The organism is Chitinophaga silvisoli (assembly GCF_003412465.1).
Lineage (GTDB): Bacteria > Bacteroidota > Bacteroidia > Chitinophagales > Chitinophagaceae > Chitinophaga > Chitinophaga silvisoli.
Map to the genome: position 1 here is coordinate 1,012,106 of NZ_QTJV01000001.1, position 15,878 is coordinate 1,027,983.

Consider the following 15,878-nt stretch of genomic DNA (forward strand, 5'->3'; position numbering starts at 1 on the left):
ATGTCCAAGCGAATATTACTCATAGGCGGGAATTTTTCACCGGAACCTACCGGGATAGGGAAATACAATGGTGAGATGATGAAATGGCTGGCAGAGAATGGATATGATTGTACAGTGATTACCAGCTATCCTTATTATCCGGAGTGGAAGGTACAGCCTCCTTATGACAAAAAGAAGAACTGGTATACCAAAGAAAAAGAAGGTAACCTCACGGTATACAGGTGTCCGCAGTACGTGCCGGCAAAGCCTACGGGCAAGACACGCATTATGCTGGACTTTTCATTTGCGGTGTCTGCATTCTTCAGGTTGCTGACATTGCTGCCCCGGAAAAAGTATGATGTGGTGATAACGGTGGTGCCGCCTTTCCACCTGGGATTGCTGGCAGTGATCTACAAGAAACTGAGGGGAGCAAAAGTGTTCTATCATATACAGGATATGCAGATAGAGGCAGCGAGAGACCTGAAGATGATTTCATCGCCGAAGCTGATCAATATACTCTTCAAATTGGAGCGCTACATTTTCAGGCAGGCGGATATGGTAGGCAGTATTTCTGATGGTATGATGAAGAAGATCCAGGAGAAGGCGAAGAAGGAAATTTTCTTTTTCCCGAACTGGGTGGATGTGAATAAGTTTCATCCTATTGAAGAACGCCTGTTGTTGAAAACAGAATATGGATTTGCGGCCACAGACAAGATCGTGTTGTATTCAGGGGCAATCGGGGAGAAGCAGGGGCTGGAATCTATTTTGCTGGCGGCGCAGGCACTGAAAGAAGACAGGCACCTGAAGTTCCTGATCTGCGGATCCGGACCTTATAAAGAGCGCCTGGTAGCGCAGGCACAGGAGATGCAACTGGAGAATGTGATCTTTTTTCCTTTGCAGCCATTTGAGCGCTTTAATCACTTTTTGAATATGGCTGATGTGCACCTGGTCATCCAGAAAGCGAATGCGAGTGACCTGGTGATGCCGAGCAAGCTCACAACCATTTTAGCGGTGGGGGGCCTGGCATTGATTACCGCAAATAGTGGTACAAGCCTGCATGACCTGGTGAGTACGCATAATATGGGAATCCTGGTGGATGCAGAAAACCAGCAGGCACTCAACGAAGGCATCCTGCGGTCGGTAAATGGAGATGTGAGAGCAATAGCGGGAAATGGGAGAGCATATGCAGAGAATTATTTGTCAGTGAGCAGGATTATGGGTCGATTTGAAGAACATGTAGTAGTAGGATAAAACTTATTTTTATGTTAAACCGTTATTTAAAAATATGCAGCATTCAGATCCTGATTATGGATTTCTTTTGCCTGAATGCCTTTTTCTTTTTTGTTTCCTACTGGTTACAGCAAAAAGAAGTACCAGTACACCTGGATAGAGACACTTTTTTACTTGCTTCAAATATTGCGTGGGTTATTGCGTTGTATACTACGGGTATTTATTTCATGAGTCAGCAGATGTCTTATGAGAGAATTGCCCGGAAAACGATACAGGGCATCCTGCTATACCTGCTTTTAATATTGTTGTTTGTATTTCTGAATAAAGAGGCCTATAACCGGATCTTCATCATTACGTATTGTACGCTTTTCCTCATTATCGTGCTGGCAGACAGGCTTTTCTTTTATATGCTGACGCATTATTTGCTGCAGCGCAAAGAAATAGAGCGGAAAGTGGTTATTGTGGGCTATAACGACCTTTCGAAGCAATTGGTAGATAACCTGCTGGGCAGAAAGAGTAACCTCCGTTTTGAGGGTTATTTTGAAGAATACAGCAATGTGCATGAATTGTCGTATTACCCCGTGATCGGTAACCTGCAGGAGTGTATCAATTATGCACAGTCAAATAACATCAGGGAGATCTATTCCACTTTATCGCCGGAGCAGTTTCCTTACCTGTATACGCTGGCACATGAGGCGGAGAAACATTTCATCCGTTTTCGTTTTGTACCAGACTTCAGGATGTTTGTAAACAGGCAGATTTATGTTGATTACCTGGATGACATTCCAATCATTTCACTGCGATCAGAACCGCTGGATGATATTGCGAACAGGATCAGGAAGCGTTTCTTCGACCTGGTGTTTAGCCTGGGTGTTACGATCTTTTTACTGAGCTGGCTGATACCTTTGCTGGCGCTGCTGGTGAAGCTGGAGAGCAGGGGACCTGTATTCTTTATACAGCACAGAACCGGTCGTAATAACAAGACGTTCCGCTGTCTGAAATTCAGGAGTATGTATGTGAACAATGATGCGAACAGTAAGCAGGCGACCAGGAATGATAAGCGATTTACCAGGCTGGGAAAATTCATGAGAAAGACAAACCTGGATGAGATGCCGCAATTTTTGAATGTGTTGTGGGGCGATATGTCGATAGTAGGGCCGAGGCCGCATATGCTGAAACATACGGAAGAATTTTCTGCGATTATTCAGAAGTATATGATCAGGCATTTCTTAAAACCGGGTATTACGGGCTGGGCACAGGTAAATGGATACAGGGGTGAGATTACGGATGATCTGCACCTGGCGAAGAGGATAGAGCATGATATCTGGTATATGGAAAACTGGTCAGTGTATTTGGATCTGAAGATCATTTTCCTGACGGTATTTAATACAATCAGAGGTGATAAAAATGCATTTTAACTTTTTTTTAAATATAGTGAAAGGTAGTTTGGTTGTATAGATATTATAGCGGACATGCTTAATCTTGAGAAAAAACATCAGATTGGCCATATTTTACTGATATAAGTAATAATGTTAATAGAAAACAACAGGCATTAAGTGTTAGTTTTACACTCCGGCATCATTGTTAAGCCGACAACCAACTTTAGGGAGCCTGTAAACAGCGTAGTAAATGAAAACTTCTGTGTCAGTATATAATTTCCTTGAGGACAACCGGCTTATAGAGGATATCTTTCATGAACTGAAATCCATTGTAGCGAGTATTCTTTCCAGCGTAGAGCTGATAGCGTTATATGATGGAAAATCGGTAGAAGGAAGGATCACCCGTCAGACGGAGGCCATCAAATCGCAGGTAATCGAGTTGGACTTTCAATTGCAAAATGTGCGTATAGTACAATATATGCTAAACAAGAGTTTTGCGTTTAATAGAAAGCAGACGAGCCTGCACTTGTTTTTAAACCAGTTAATCCGGGATGAACCGTATGGTAAGGTATTGCACGCCGTCACAGAGTTGCCCGCTGTAAAGAAAGTGATTGATGCATATATCGATGAGTTTGTGATCCGTCAGCTCGTATTGAATCTTTATTTCTGGATGAACCGACATTCTACAAGTCATCAGTTACCTAAGCTCATATTTAGTTTTGAAGAAAGCTATTTTGAAATCAGGGGTAATTTCTATGCGAACTATTTCAGGGATACTGATAATGAATTGCTCAATCAGCCGGTGTGTTACCTGATGTCTTATATGGCGGCATTGCATGAGGGAAGTCTGGATCTGGTGATGGAGCCGGGGAAGAATGTGAGTGTGGTGGTGAGGATACCGTATAAGGCAGGAGGATTGAGGTAAAGAATTTTTTAATGAAGTCTCTTAGAAACAATAAGATAAGGTTAAAACAAAGGGGATATATCCATATCCCCTATTTTATTCCTAAACAAAAACGCTTTTGCCATCCGGCAAAAGCGTTTTTGTTTTATTTCAGTTCGAGGACATTGTTGGCCCATGATCTCACCTGTTCCAGCATTTCAGGATCATCCGCCAGTTTCTTACCATAAGACGGAATCATCTGCAGCAATTTATTCCTCCATGCCTCTGTGGCTAATTCTTTTTTGAAGCACCTGTTCAGCAACTCCAGCATGATAGACACTGCTGTACTTGCACCTGGACTTGCTCCCAGCAGTGCGGCAATGCTACCATCCGCTGCACTCACTACTTCAGTACCAAACTCCAGGATACCTCCATGCTCTGGATCTTTCTTAATTACCTGCACACGTTGCCCGGCTACTTCCAGTTCCCAGTCTTCCATCTTCGCCTCAGGCAGGAAATCCTGTAAAGCCTGCAATCTTTCTTCCGGCGACTGACGTACCTGATCGATCAGGTATTTGGTTAATGGAAGGTTATCGAGACCTGCCGCCAGCATGGGGCGGATATTATTGAACTTGATAGAGCGTGGCAGGTCCAGCCAGGAACCTTTTTTCAGGAACTTGGTGGAAAAGCCTGCGTAAGGTCCAAACAGCAATGCTTTCTTACCATCGATCATACGGGTATCGAGGTGAGGCACAGACATTGGAGGTGCACCTACAGAAGCTTTACCATATACCTTTGCTGCGTGTTTTTCTACGATTGCCTGGTTTTTACAAACCAGCCACTGACCACTTACAGGGAATCCACCGAAACCTTTACCTTCAGGGATGTCAGATTTTTCGAGCAGTGGGAGTGAGCCACCGCCAGCACCGATGAATACAAATTTCGCCTGTAATGTTCTTTTTTTACCATTTTTCAGGTCTTTCACTTTCAGTCTCCACTTACCATCTTCGCTCTGGTCCAGGTCTTTCACTTCGTGTTCGAGGTGAAGGTGAACACCGGGTTGTTGTTGCAGATAAGCGATGAGAGAGCGGGTGAGGGCACCGAAGTTGATGTCAGTACCAGCATCCATACGGGTAGCTGCTACTTTTTCGTTAGGGTCACGGCCTTCCATTACCAGTGGGATCCATTTTTTGATCACCTCAGGGTCTTCGGAAAATTCCATGCCTTTGAAGAGATTATTGGCGGAAAGCGCCTGTTGGCGTTTCCTGAGATATTCTACGTTTTTCTCTCCCCATACAAAGCTCATGTGAGGAACGCCTTGTATAAAGTTGCCCGGCGAGTTTACGCAGCCTGCCTGTACGAGGAATGACCAGAATTCTTTTGAGATTTCAAAAGATTCTGCAATCTTAATCGCTTTTCCGATGTCGATAGATCCATCCTGCTTTTCCGGAGTGTAGTTCAGCTCACAGAAAGCAGAATGGCCTGTACCAGCATTGTTCCAGGCATCCGAGCTTTCTCCGGCGATCACGTCCAGTCGTTCGAAGATTTCTATTGTCAGCTCCGGTTGTAATTCTTTCAGCAATACGCCTAGCGTTGCACTCATTATGCCTGCACCGATCAATACGATGTCAGGCGCCGATTTAGGAGACATATTATTTTTTTTACGCGATTTGCAGCGCAAAAATAATACTTAATGATCGGATTTTGTAGTGAATTCACCGTTTTTTGCCTCTTTTTATAAGGCCAAAAGGATGAGAATGGTGTGTAAGGTAGTGGGGGAGGGTGTATGGTAAAAATGCAAATGTATTGTTAAAGCGGTTTTTAGTCACGAGGGGGAAGCAGTGCAGGGCGAAATCAGGCTGTTAGTGCAGAATAGGCTATTTTGTTAAATGCCCTGGCAGGCCCTTCACACAGCGGGCACCGGTAGTGATCTGATATGTGCGCAAAGGGGGTATCGGGTGTGATGTCCTGTGCAGGATCACCTGCCTGTTCATCATAGATACTCAGGCATGCAGGACACTGATACACATATTTCTCTACAGGTGGTACAGGAGCCGTATGTGCTGCAACGTAACCCGGCAGCGGATCATCTGTATTATGCCTTTCATAAAAGTACTTGCAGAGCGAGGTGATATATGGTCCCAGGTGTTCTTTGGCTACACCGGAGCGATAATTGATCAGGGTGCCTGAATTGGGATTGAAGTCCGGTGTATAGCTGATATCATAACGCAGCTGCCCTTTCAGTGCTGTCTTGTACTTTGCCTCCTGCTGTGTGATAACGATGCCGCCAAAGCAGTGATGACCAACGCTGAAGCAAAGCCCGTATGTACGTACATCCGCACTATCAAAGTACCTGATGATGTGACGTTTGAGTACCAAAGCATCTTCATTGTTGTCGGGGATCTGCCAGTTCAGTTCATTGGCTGCATGTCTTACATTGATACCATACTTCCCTAAAAGATAATCCCAGAGCGGGCGGTGTTCCTGCTCAATGTTCCTGATGATCAGGGATTTCCAGGGAGTAGCATAGAGCTGTCCCGTCTTTGTTTCAAGACAGATATGACAGAGTCCTTTCAAAAATGAGACAGGAAAATATTCATTGCGGCGATAAATGCCCAGCCAGTAGTACTGATCGTACTTATTAAAACCCTCGTAATAAGGCAGGTGAAAATCAGGTAGTTTCAGGTCTTTATCTACCGGAACACCGGTAATGGGTTCATTGTTCAGCAGTTGTGCTTCCAGTTGTCTGCTCAATTCACCGATATGATTGGTATAAAGTTGCTCCGGCCATGCAAAGAGCTGGTTGCTCTGTGGGTAGCGGATAACGAGATGCCAGTAATTAGGCTGTGCGCCTGCAATCCAGTTCAGATGGCCGGTAAAGAAGGGCGTAAAGGTATTCCTGCTGTCACATACATTGATCTTGAGTTTTGGTGCATAGTTCAGCATTTCAAACACGTCTTTATAGATGCCTTCAGAAAGCCAGCTATTGGAAATGAAGATCCCGGTGGCCGGATAGGAACTGATTATATTAGGTGTCGTGCTGACATGATCTGCGAATAATGGGGCTGTTCCGGAGGAGACTTCAATGATCAGTTGTTGCCGTTGACCGAAGCGTACTTCAGAAATTTTTGCAGTTTCCGCGATCTCTAAGATAGACAGGAGGTGACCCGGAGAGATAATACCTCCAGGAAAATTGATCTGTATGGATTGTGTTTTCTTTAGCATGGCTGTAATACCTTTTCGAGAATTGCTTTTACTTCCGGTCTGCAGCTACCACAGCCGGTACCCGCACCTGTGGCCTGACAGATCCCTTCCAGGGTATGTATTCCTTCTTTGATCTTCTCCTTTATATTGCCTTCTCCCACACTGCCACAGCTACAAATGAGTTTTCCGATCACAGGTGTTGCCTTCCTGTTCGACCGCAGCAAGGCTAATCGCTTCTCTGACAATTCTGTTTTGTTGGCAATCAGGTCTCTGAACTCCAGGAATTCCGATTTGTCACCTATTAATATGGCACCAATGAGGCGGTCATTGTGAATGACACACTTCTTATAATAACGCTTTGATTTATCGATGAACACTACTTCTTCATAAGCAGGATCATTAGGTGTTTCCACTGTACCCATAGCGCAAAGGTCAGTACCATGCATCTTCAGGATGTTCATAAAGAGTGAACCCTGGTAGTAAGTGCTGATATCACCACTGAGGAATTTGGCTACTACAGCGGCCTGTTGTTCGGCCGCGGCAGTGATACCATAGAGTGTACCTTTGAACTCTGCGATTTCACCGATAGCAAATACATCAGGATCACTGGTTTGCATGTAATCATTCACGATTACTCCCCGGTTGCAGTTAAGCTGCGAAGCCTGCGCCAGTTCTATGTTTGGAGAAGTACCGATGGACAGTACTACTGCCTGGCAGGGTACATGCCGGCCACTTTTTAAGCGGATGCCATCTAAGTGCCGGATACCTGTAAAGCGTTCTATCTCATCATTGTACAGGATTTCTATTCCCCTGTCAGTGAGCTCTTCGTACAATAACTGGCTACCCAGTTTATCCAGTTGAGCCGACATGAGGCGGGATGTACGTTGTAAGACACCTACTTCCATCCCGATCTCCCTGAGGGAGGCGGCGAGTTCTATTCCTAAGAGGCCACCGCCGGCTATCATCACTTTGCCTTTTGCAGGATCTATGTGTTTTATGAAGGCATCGGCATCCATCCGGTTACGCATGGTAAACACGCCGGGCAGGGGTGGTACACCTTTGAGCATGGCTGCCCTTGAACCCATGGCCAGGATGAGGATGTCATACTGGTGTTCATTGCCCAGGCTATCTGTGACGGTTTTGTTCCTGCGATCTATATCGACGATACTGATACCTCTGAGCAGGTTGACATTTAATTCTGCTTCTTCCTCATCTGTCATCTTCACCAGTTGCTGCCATTGCTGGGTACCACTGATATAGTCAGGTAGCATCACCCTGTTATAGAAGGGAAGATTTTCTTTGCTGAATACAGTGATGTCGTCTGTAGTATTGAGTGCGCGGTAGGATTTTACAAATCCGCAGGCACCGGCTCCCGCACCAATGATAATGATGCGCTGTGCAGGCTTTTGAAAGCGTCGTACCTGCACAGCACTGTATTTAAGGTCAGGTTGTTTTGAAATAGGATCTACCAGTGTATGTGTCAGGTTGTTTGCCCTGTTCAGATCACTGTTCAGCGTTTTGCCCCAGTGCATGGGGAGGAAGACAACACCTTTCTTAATATTGGTACTGAGCTGTGCTTTCACACGTACGTTGCCGTTAGCATTGAAAATCTCAACGATGTCATCTGCTTTGATGTCTCTTTCTTCCGCATCGTCAGGATGAATTTCCAGCAATGGGGCAGGAATATGTTGTTTCAGTTTGCTCACTTTCCCCGTCTTACTCATGGTATGCCACTGATCGCGGATGCGGCCCGTGGTAAGAATAAGTGGCAGCTCCGGATCAGGAGGAGTAGAATTATTACCATCCGGGAAGGAGTGAATTACGGCCTTGCCGGTTTGGGTATAGAAGGTCTGGTCTGTGAAAAGACGTGGGGTACCATCGCCTGTTGCTCCCTGTGGATAAGGCCATTGTACGGTACGTTTCTCCTGTAAGGTGGTATAGTTCAGGCCACTTACATCGATGTTGGTGCCGGCGGTAAGGCGGCAATGTTCAGCATAGATGGCGGCTGCATTTTCGTAGTCAAAGCCATGGAAGCCCATTTTGCGTGCAAAGCGACAGATGATCTCTGCATCAGGCAATGCTTCGCCAGGGGGCGTGGTCAGTTTTTGCAGGTAACTGATGCGACGTTCTGCATTCGTCATCGTGCCTTCCTTTTCCGTCCAGGCTGCGGCAGGAAGAATGACGTCTGCATATTGCAGGGTCTCGGGACGATTGGATATTTCCTGTACCACTACAAACTTTGCTTTCTTTAATGCCGCTTCTGCAAGGCGTGCATCCGGTAAGCTGACGAGCGGATTGGTGCACATGATCCAGATGGCTTTCAATTTGCCATCGTTGAGGGCAGTGAACATTTCTGTCGCCGTGAGGCCGGGTTTTTCGGAGAGGGGCACACCTCCCCAGAATTCCTGTACTTCTTTACGATGAGCGGGATTGTCCAATACACGATGTGCAGGCAGCAGGTTGGACAGGCCGCCTACTTCGCGGCCACCCATGGCATTGGGTTGACCAGTGAGTGAGAATGGTCCAGCACCGGGTTTGCCTATTTGTCCTGTGATGAGGTGCAGATTGATCAGGCTCAGGTTTTTCCTTACACCTACTACGCTTTGATTGAGGCCCATGGTCCAGAGGGTCATGAATCCTGAGGCATTGCCAATTAAGGAGGCAGCTTCGCAGATGGCTGCTTCCGGTATATCACAGATCTCAGCAGCACTGGCAATGCTGCGTTCCATCACTATCTCCCTGTATTGCTGAAAACCATCGGTGTGATCGCGGATGAATAATGGATCGATATGGCCCTGTTCAATTAAGATGCGACCAATGGCATGATGTAATACGATATCTGTACCCGGGTGAATCTGCAAATGCAGGTCTGCTGTGGCGCAACTTTGTGTAACGCGGGGATCGCTGACGATGATCTTTAAATCGGGATTGGCGGCTTTTGCAGCCTCCACCCGCCGCCAGAGAATAGGGTGGCACCAGGCAGGATTGGCACCTGCTACGAAAATACAATCAGCGAGTTCAAGGTCATCGTAGGCACCGGGTACACTGTCTTCGCCCAGGGCCAGTTTGTAAGCGGCAACTGCACTGCTCATACAGAGCCGGGAATTGGTATCTATGTTATTGCTACCGATGAAGCCCTTGATGAGTTTATTGACTACATAGTATTCTTCGGTAAGGCATTGCCCGGATGCGTAGAAAGCTACTGCATCCGGGCCATATTGCTGAATGATTTGTGTAAACACAGCCGCGGTGCGGTCCAGGGCCTGATCCCAGGAAACGCGTTGCCTGGGTAAGTGGCGGTTGTAGCGCATTTCAGGATAATACAACCTATCGCTGGTGTCCATTACGGTATAGTGCAGGTTCATTCCTTTGGAGCAGAGCATGCCCCTGTTTACAGGATGATCCTTATCGCCTTCTACCTGGATTTTTCCCTGACGGTCCTGATGCACGACAATGCCGCATCCTACTCCGCAATAGCAACAGGTTGTTTTATAGGAAGCCATGATTTCGCCGGTTTACTGATGAATCTTGTGAGCATCACGATGAGCGAGACACCGATTACGATGTAGCCGATATAAGTGAATGCCTGTACATATGTGATAGACTCAGACTTAAAGAGGAAGCCAAAGAGCATTCCACCCAGGTTACCGCCTGCACCTACGATGCCGCTCACCAGTCCGATATTCTTATTATTGATGAAGGGTACGATGCCGTAAGTAGCGCCATTGGCCATCTTGAGGAAGAGTGCAAAGCTGAGCATGGAGATGATAGCCAGTGTGAGATTGCCTGCCTGTGCGAAGAACAGCAGGCCGATACCTTCGAGTAATAATACGATGGCGAGCAGGCGGCCTTTTCCTTTCAGTCCGAAGCGGGCACCTACCTTATCCGAAACGATCCCCCCCATGGCACGGGCAAAGAGATTCATGAATCCGAATACGCCCGCCCAAAAGCCTGCACTGCTTTGTGATAAGTGGAAAGTATCTACAAAGTGAAGTGATGCGACATTGTCGAAGGTGATCTCCATACCAAAGCACATAGCGTATGCAAGTGTTAATGCCCAGATGCGCCAGTCGGCAAGAATGGTATAATCTGTTTTGGTTTTACCGGCGTGATGATCTATTTCATCGAAGTTACCGTTTGGAGTATCTTTTGTAAAGCGGGCATACAGGAATGCTACGATCAGCATCATGATGCCGGGAATGATCATTGCATAGCGCCATGCTTCAGACTTAGTAAACCCAAAGCCTACTATGGTTGCAAAAATAACAGGCATTACCATGTTGGTGACACCACCACCCAGGTTACCCCAGCCGCCGGTTACTGCATTGGCAGTGCCTTTGATATTGGCGGCAAACATCATGGAGGTATGATATTGTGTCACTACAAAGGAAGCGCCTATTACGCTGATGGCTAAGCGGAAAAGTAAGAAGGTGGTATAGTCCCGGCTCAGGCCCACGAGAAAAACAGGCAGTGAACCTGCGATCAGCAACCGGATAGCTGTCTTTCTGGGCCCCCATGTATCGCAAAGCCTACCGATGATCAGGCGGGCCAGGATGGTTCCTGACACAGATGCAATGATGATATTGCCTACCTGTCCCTTGGAGAGGCCGAGGTCTTCACGAATGGTGGGCATGAGCGGTGCAAGGCCGAACCAGCCGAAGAAGCAAACAAAGAACATGAGCCAGGTAATGTGAAAGGTGCGCATGTTAATGCTATTCAAAGAGAATAGCGGAAGAGTCGTGAGCTGGTTGTTTTGCGACATAGTGCAATGAGTTTTTTTGGTTGAGTAATGGCATGGCGATACCGTATCCGGATAAATCGGATAATTTTTCTTTTGATTCAATCTTATTATTCGAAAACGGCTGTCTTAATCCTTTACCTGAAAATAAAATCCGGTTTGATGATGATCATTAAGTAAGCCCAGTTACTATTGCTTTTAGCATTTGCAACATTCTTAACGCCTGCGGATGTTAATGCATTGGTGCTCCAGAAGTGGCTATAGCCGGCTTCGAAGCTGACTACTTTTGTCAGGGCAAGGTTGCCTACGATATCCAGTTCTTCCCCAAAACGGCGGGTATCGTACCCTGGAATTTCACTGCTGGCGAGAAATTCATGCAGATCGCCGGTGAGTGTCCATTTTGTATTGGGTTTGTATTTTGTTTTGATATAGTAGTCCTGCAGGCCCCGGTTGCCGAAAGGACTGCCTACATAGAAGTAGTCCATATAGCCCCAGTATTTATGTGGGGTACCATACAGGAAGTCGAAGGCATTGCTGGTTTTGCCATCGGAGGAGGTACCCCCTGTGGCGAAGTCTGCACCTGCGCCGGCGCTGAATGGTTTGGATACCTGGTACATAAAGTTTGCATTCAGGGTGGCTGCATTCAGTTTCAGACCGGTTGCGCCTTTGCCAAACTGATAGTAGCCGGAGGCAGATACTGTCCACTTATCAAAAGTGTTGGTATAAAACAGCCCGGTGGTCATACGGGTGTATGTAGCCTGTTCATATACCTTGGTAGCTACACCATTCACAGTATCGGTGTGATACTTTGAGAACTGGTCGGCGAAGAAGAGGAATGACATATTACCCTTCTTAAATTTTTTGCCGGCATAGAGGAATTCCATGGCTTTGTACATGGTACCTGCATTGGTAGTTGCGGTGTAATTGCCCGGAGGGGTTTCATTATAGATTGTGCCGGTGGTGTTTTCCCTGTTCTGATTAAAGCCGCCTCCCAGGTGTAACTGGAAAGGGCCTGTTTCGTACTTCAGGATGGCAGCATCGTGGCGACGGCCTTGTTGCAGCCAGTCCAGGTTACCCAGTAGACGCATATCGTCATATGCAATTTCCTGTCGGCCGACTTTCAGGTTCAGGGCTTTGTTTTTGTACACGGTATCGAGGAGCATAACTTCTGCCCAGGCTTCGTGTACCATCAGGCCATTGAGATCCTGTGTCGTTGTCCTGTTAATCAGAGATACGTCCTGCCCCCATACCCTCACATCCTGGATAGTAGCACCCAGTTTGAAGCGGTAACCGGTGAACCCGGCCATAAGGCGGGTACGCTGGGATGTAAATACGGCGGGATTCGATCCCTTTGGAAGAGGAGCTCCTTGTCCATCACGGTACTCAGTACGAGTCCTTAATTGTGCTCCGATAGAAAACTGCGCATCAACATTGAGGTAGGAGATTGCGCTCAGCAAAATGGAGAATGCTCCGGTGCGGAACAGTAGCTTCATAAATTCTGGTTGAGTGGTGTTAGTTACGATTGTTTCACTGTAATCATTCAGTACATGACAGGTACAATCGTAATTTACATGATCGCCACCGGATTATATAATCCTATATATACTTTATTTTCTATCACTTTCACCGGGTAAGTCGTAATGCTGCATTCATGCTCGTCTGTGAGACAGCGGCCGTCTTTCAGTGAGAATGTCTTCTTATGAAAAGGGCAGGCAACTTTCGGTTCTCCTTCCTGGGTGCCGGTCATACCCCGGCTCAGGGCCATCTGCTGGCGGTGTGGGCAAAGGTTCTGGGTGGCATACCATTCGTTTCTGCGGGCAAAGTAAAACAGGGCAACCTGTTCATCGCCCAGTTTTACACATACTCCACCATTAGGAGGCACGTCTGTGGTATGGCAGGCAAGTACCCATTCTTTCTGGGTGTCGGTAGTTACTTCCATTCGGCAGCTTTTTTTTGTTCTCTGAGATGATCGAATTTTACGGTAGGGTCTTTTTCGCCGGGAGCGTTCACGAAGTGATTGAATCGCTTGCGCAGTTCGGGATTGTCAACTACCTCTTTCCATTCGCATTTATATCTGTCTACGAGTGATTGCATTTCTGCTTCCAGCTCATTGGCGATACCCAGGCTATCGTTTACGACTACGTTGCGGAGGTAGGTGATACCGCCATCCAGTTTGTTGAGCCATGTAGCGGTACGGGTGAGGGGATCGGCCGTTTTAATATAGAACATGAGGAAGCGGTCAATGTAGCGGATGCAGGTTTCACTATCCAGGTCTGAAGCGAGCAGGATGGCATGCTGTGGTTTGGAACCACCATTTCCCCCTACATACAGGTTCCAGCCTTTTTCTGTCGCGATGATGCCAAAGTCTTTGCTCTGGGCTTCTGCACATTCACGGATACAGCCTGAAACGGCTGATTTAATCTTGTGAGGTGCACGCAAACCACGGTAACGTTCTTCGATCTGAATGGCAAAGCTTACGCTATCGTGCAGACCAAAACGGCACCAGGTAGAACCTACACAACTTTTCACAGTGCGGAGTGCTTTGCCGTACGCATGGCCGCTCTCGAAGCCCGCAGCGATCAATTCTTCCCAAATGGAAGGCAGATCGCTGAGGTGAGCTCCGAAGAGGTCTATACGCTGACCACCGGTGATTTTGGTGTAGAGATTGTATTTAAGGGCCACCTGTGCGATGACCAGTAATTTAGCAGGGGTAATTTCGCCTCCCGGGATACGGGGTACTACGGAATAGGTGCCGCCTTTCTGGATATTGGCCAGGAAGCGGTCGTTGGAATCCTGTACGGTGTCATTGCCTTTGTCGAGAATGAGTTCGTTCCAGAGACTGGCGAGGATAGAGGCGACTACGGGTTTGCAGGTTTCGCAGCCATCGCCCTGACCGTAGGTATCCAGGACCTCGTCGAAGGTATACAGTTGTTTTACTTTGATGAGGTCATATAATTCCTGGCGGGAATAATGGAAGTGTTCACAGAGTACGTTGCGGATGTATTTGCCCTGTGCTTTCATGGTAGAGGTGATCAGGTCTTTGACCATGGGAACACAACCACCACAGCAGGTACCGGCTTTGGTACATTTCTTTACATCATTGAGAGATTCATGGCCTGCTTCCACTGCCTGGCAGATGGCTGCTTTGGTAACGCTTTCGCAACTGCAGATGATGGCATCGTCCGGCAGGCCTAATACCCCGGGACCTGCCTCTGTGGCACCTCCGCGGGCACCGAGCAGCACATCTTCCGGATTTGGGGGCAGTATTACTTTGTTCTTAGCGGTTTGCAGCAGCATATTGTAAGCTTCTGCTTCGCCAACGAGGATACCGCCTATGAGGGTCTTACCATCGTCAGAGACATTAATACGTTTGTAGATACCTTTCATGGTGTCTTCATATACAATAGGGCGGCCGGTGAAGGGATCACCGAAGCTGGCTACGTCAACGCCGATGAGTTTGAGTTTGGTGCTCATGTCGTAGCCGGTGAAAGATTTATCGCCACTGCTAAGATTGGTAGCAACAACTTCCGCCATTTCGTAACCGGGGGCTACGAGGCCATAGACCATACCATTATGCAGGGCACATTCACCAATGGCAAAGATGGCCGGATCGGTGGTTTGCAGGTGGTCGTTTACTACGATACCTCCCCGGTGACCGGTATCCAGGCCGCAGAGTTTTGCAAGTTCATCTCTGGGTTTAATACCAGCTGAAATAACGAGCATGTCGGCTTCAAGGACGGAGTCGTCAGCAAATTGTAATCCTGTAATGGTGTCGTCACCTAATATAATAGAGGTGTTCTTATTGGTATGAATTTCCAGGCCGAGTTGGTTGAGTTTGGACTGAAGGATGCGTGAACCGGCATCATCGATCTGGCGGGGCATAAGCCGGGGGGCAAATTCGATGACGTGGGTATCGGGGATACCGAGGTCCAGGAGGGCTTTGGCAGCTTCCAGGCCCAGGAGACCACCACCTATAACTACACCACGTTTTGCTTTGGGAGCGTAATCGCGCATGAGTTCCAGGTCTTCGATGGTACGGTAAATGAATACGCCTTTTTTGTCAACGCCGGGAATGGGGGGAACAAAAGCGGCTGAACCTGTGGCAAATATGAGATAATCATAGGATTCGTTGATACCTTTGTAGGAATGAACGGTTTTATTTTCACGGTCGATATGTTGGACAGGGTCTCCTAAATGCAGGCGAATATTATTTTCGCTGTACCAGGAGGCGGGAGCGAGGAGGAGGTCGTCCGCAGTTTTGCCTGCGAAGAATTCGCTCAGGTGCACCCGGTCGTAAGCGGGGCGGGGCTCTTCGCCAAATATCGTGATCTGAGGTGGTGTAGCGTGGGTCTTGGAGAGGATCTTCTCACAAAACTTATAGCTTACCATTCCGTTGCCAATGATTACTATTTTCATGGTTGATAAGAAGCAGAAGGTTGTTTATGATAAAATATTTAATATGATT

At 47.3% G+C, this 15,878-nt stretch carries 10 protein-coding genes; 3 read left to right on the forward strand and 7 right to left on the reverse strand.

The window, feature by feature from the left end:
- From DXN04_RS04115 to DXN04_RS04125, 3 genes are all read left to right on the forward strand, one after another.
- Positions 1 to 1,230: a WcaI family glycosyltransferase gene (locus DXN04_RS04115; RefSeq protein ID WP_116852015.1), complete on the forward strand. Its 1,230-nt coding sequence runs from the start codon at positions 1 to 3 to the stop codon at positions 1,228 to 1,230.
- Between the two features lie 11 nt (positions 1,231 to 1,241).
- Positions 1,242 to 2,627 (forward strand): undecaprenyl-phosphate glucose phosphotransferase, encoded by a 1,386-nt coding sequence (locus DXN04_RS04120; protein ID WP_116852016.1) that lies wholly within the window; start codon positions 1,242 to 1,244, stop codon positions 2,625 to 2,627.
- A gap of 211 nt (positions 2,628 to 2,838) precedes the next feature.
- A complete protein-coding gene (locus DXN04_RS04125; protein WP_116852017.1) occupies positions 2,839 to 3,513 on the forward strand; it encodes a histidine kinase in 675 nt (224 codons plus the stop codon).
- 124 nt (positions 3,514 to 3,637) lie between these two features.
- Here DXN04_RS04125 and DXN04_RS04130 read toward each other — a convergent pair whose 3' ends face one another.
- The 7 genes from DXN04_RS04130 to nirB form a co-directional block, all read right to left on the reverse strand.
- Positions 3,638 to 5,152 carry a malate:quinone oxidoreductase gene (locus DXN04_RS04130; RefSeq protein WP_262512430.1) on the reverse strand — a complete coding sequence of 505 codons (1,515 nt, stop codon included), beginning with the start codon at positions 5,150 to 5,152 and terminating at the stop codon, positions 3,638 to 3,640.
- Positions 5,153 to 5,325: 173 nt separating this feature from the next.
- Complete coding sequence (locus tag DXN04_RS04135; protein WP_116852019.1) at positions 5,326 to 6,696, reverse strand: rubredoxin; 1,371 nt, start codon at positions 6,694 to 6,696, stop codon at positions 5,326 to 5,328.
- Positions 6,690 to 10,178: a nitrate reductase gene (locus tag DXN04_RS04140; RefSeq protein ID WP_116852020.1), complete on the reverse strand. Its 3,489-nt coding sequence runs from the start codon at positions 10,176 to 10,178 to the stop codon at positions 6,690 to 6,692. Before DXN04_RS04140 ends, DXN04_RS04135 begins: the two co-directional genes overlap by 7 nt.
- Positions 10,139 to 11,437 carry an MFS transporter gene (locus DXN04_RS04145; protein WP_116852021.1) on the reverse strand — a complete coding sequence of 433 codons (1,299 nt, stop codon included), beginning with the start codon at positions 11,435 to 11,437 and terminating at the stop codon, positions 10,139 to 10,141. The genes DXN04_RS04140 and DXN04_RS04145 overlap by 40 nt, the downstream gene beginning before the upstream one ends.
- 113 nt (positions 11,438 to 11,550) lie before the next feature.
- Positions 11,551 to 12,906, reverse strand: a complete 1,356-nt coding sequence (locus DXN04_RS04150) for an alginate export family protein (protein WP_116852022.1) — start codon at positions 12,904 to 12,906, stop codon at positions 11,551 to 11,553.
- Between the two features lie 74 nt (positions 12,907 to 12,980).
- Complete coding sequence (nirD, locus tag DXN04_RS04155) at positions 12,981 to 13,352, reverse strand: nitrite reductase small subunit NirD (protein WP_116852023.1); 372 nt, start codon at positions 13,350 to 13,352, stop codon at positions 12,981 to 12,983.
- On the reverse strand, positions 13,343 to 15,829 hold the full coding sequence (gene nirB / locus DXN04_RS04160) for a nitrite reductase large subunit NirB (protein ID WP_116852024.1): 2,487 nt from the start codon (positions 15,827 to 15,829) through the stop codon (positions 13,343 to 13,345). Before nirB ends, nirD begins: the two co-directional genes overlap by 10 nt.
- Positions 15,830 to 15,878 lie beyond the last annotated feature (49 nt).

What these genes read in the sequence shown, in the direction of transcription:
- DXN04_RS04145 (WP_116852021.1), bottom strand. Translation starts at nt 11,437, where the DNA reads ATGTCGCAAAACAACCAGCTCACGACTCTTCCGCTATTCTCTTTGAAT.
- DXN04_RS04120 (WP_116852016.1), top strand. Translation starts at nt 1,242, where the DNA reads ATGTTAAACCGTTATTTAAAAATATGCAGCATTCAGATCCTGATTATG.
- DXN04_RS04115 (WP_116852015.1), top strand. Translation starts at nt 1, where the DNA reads ATGTCCAAGCGAATATTACTCATAGGCGGGAATTTTTCACCGGAACCT.
- nirB (WP_116852024.1), bottom strand. Translation starts at nt 15,829, where the DNA reads ATGAAAATAGTAATCATTGGCAACGGAATGGTAAGCTATAAGTTTTGT.
- DXN04_RS04125 (WP_116852017.1), top strand. Translation starts at nt 2,839, where the DNA reads ATGAAAACTTCTGTGTCAGTATATAATTTCCTTGAGGACAACCGGCTT.
- DXN04_RS04140 (WP_116852020.1), bottom strand. Translation starts at nt 10,178, where the DNA reads ATGGCTTCCTATAAAACAACCTGTTGCTATTGCGGAGTAGGATGCGGC.
- DXN04_RS04135 (WP_116852019.1), bottom strand. Translation starts at nt 6,696, where the DNA reads ATGCTAAAGAAAACACAATCCATACAGATCAATTTTCCTGGAGGTATT.
- DXN04_RS04150 (WP_116852022.1), bottom strand. Translation starts at nt 12,906, where the DNA reads ATGAAGCTACTGTTCCGCACCGGAGCATTCTCCATTTTGCTGAGCGCA.
- nirD (WP_116852023.1), bottom strand. Translation starts at nt 13,352, where the DNA reads ATGGAAGTAACTACCGACACCCAGAAAGAATGGGTACTTGCCTGCCAT.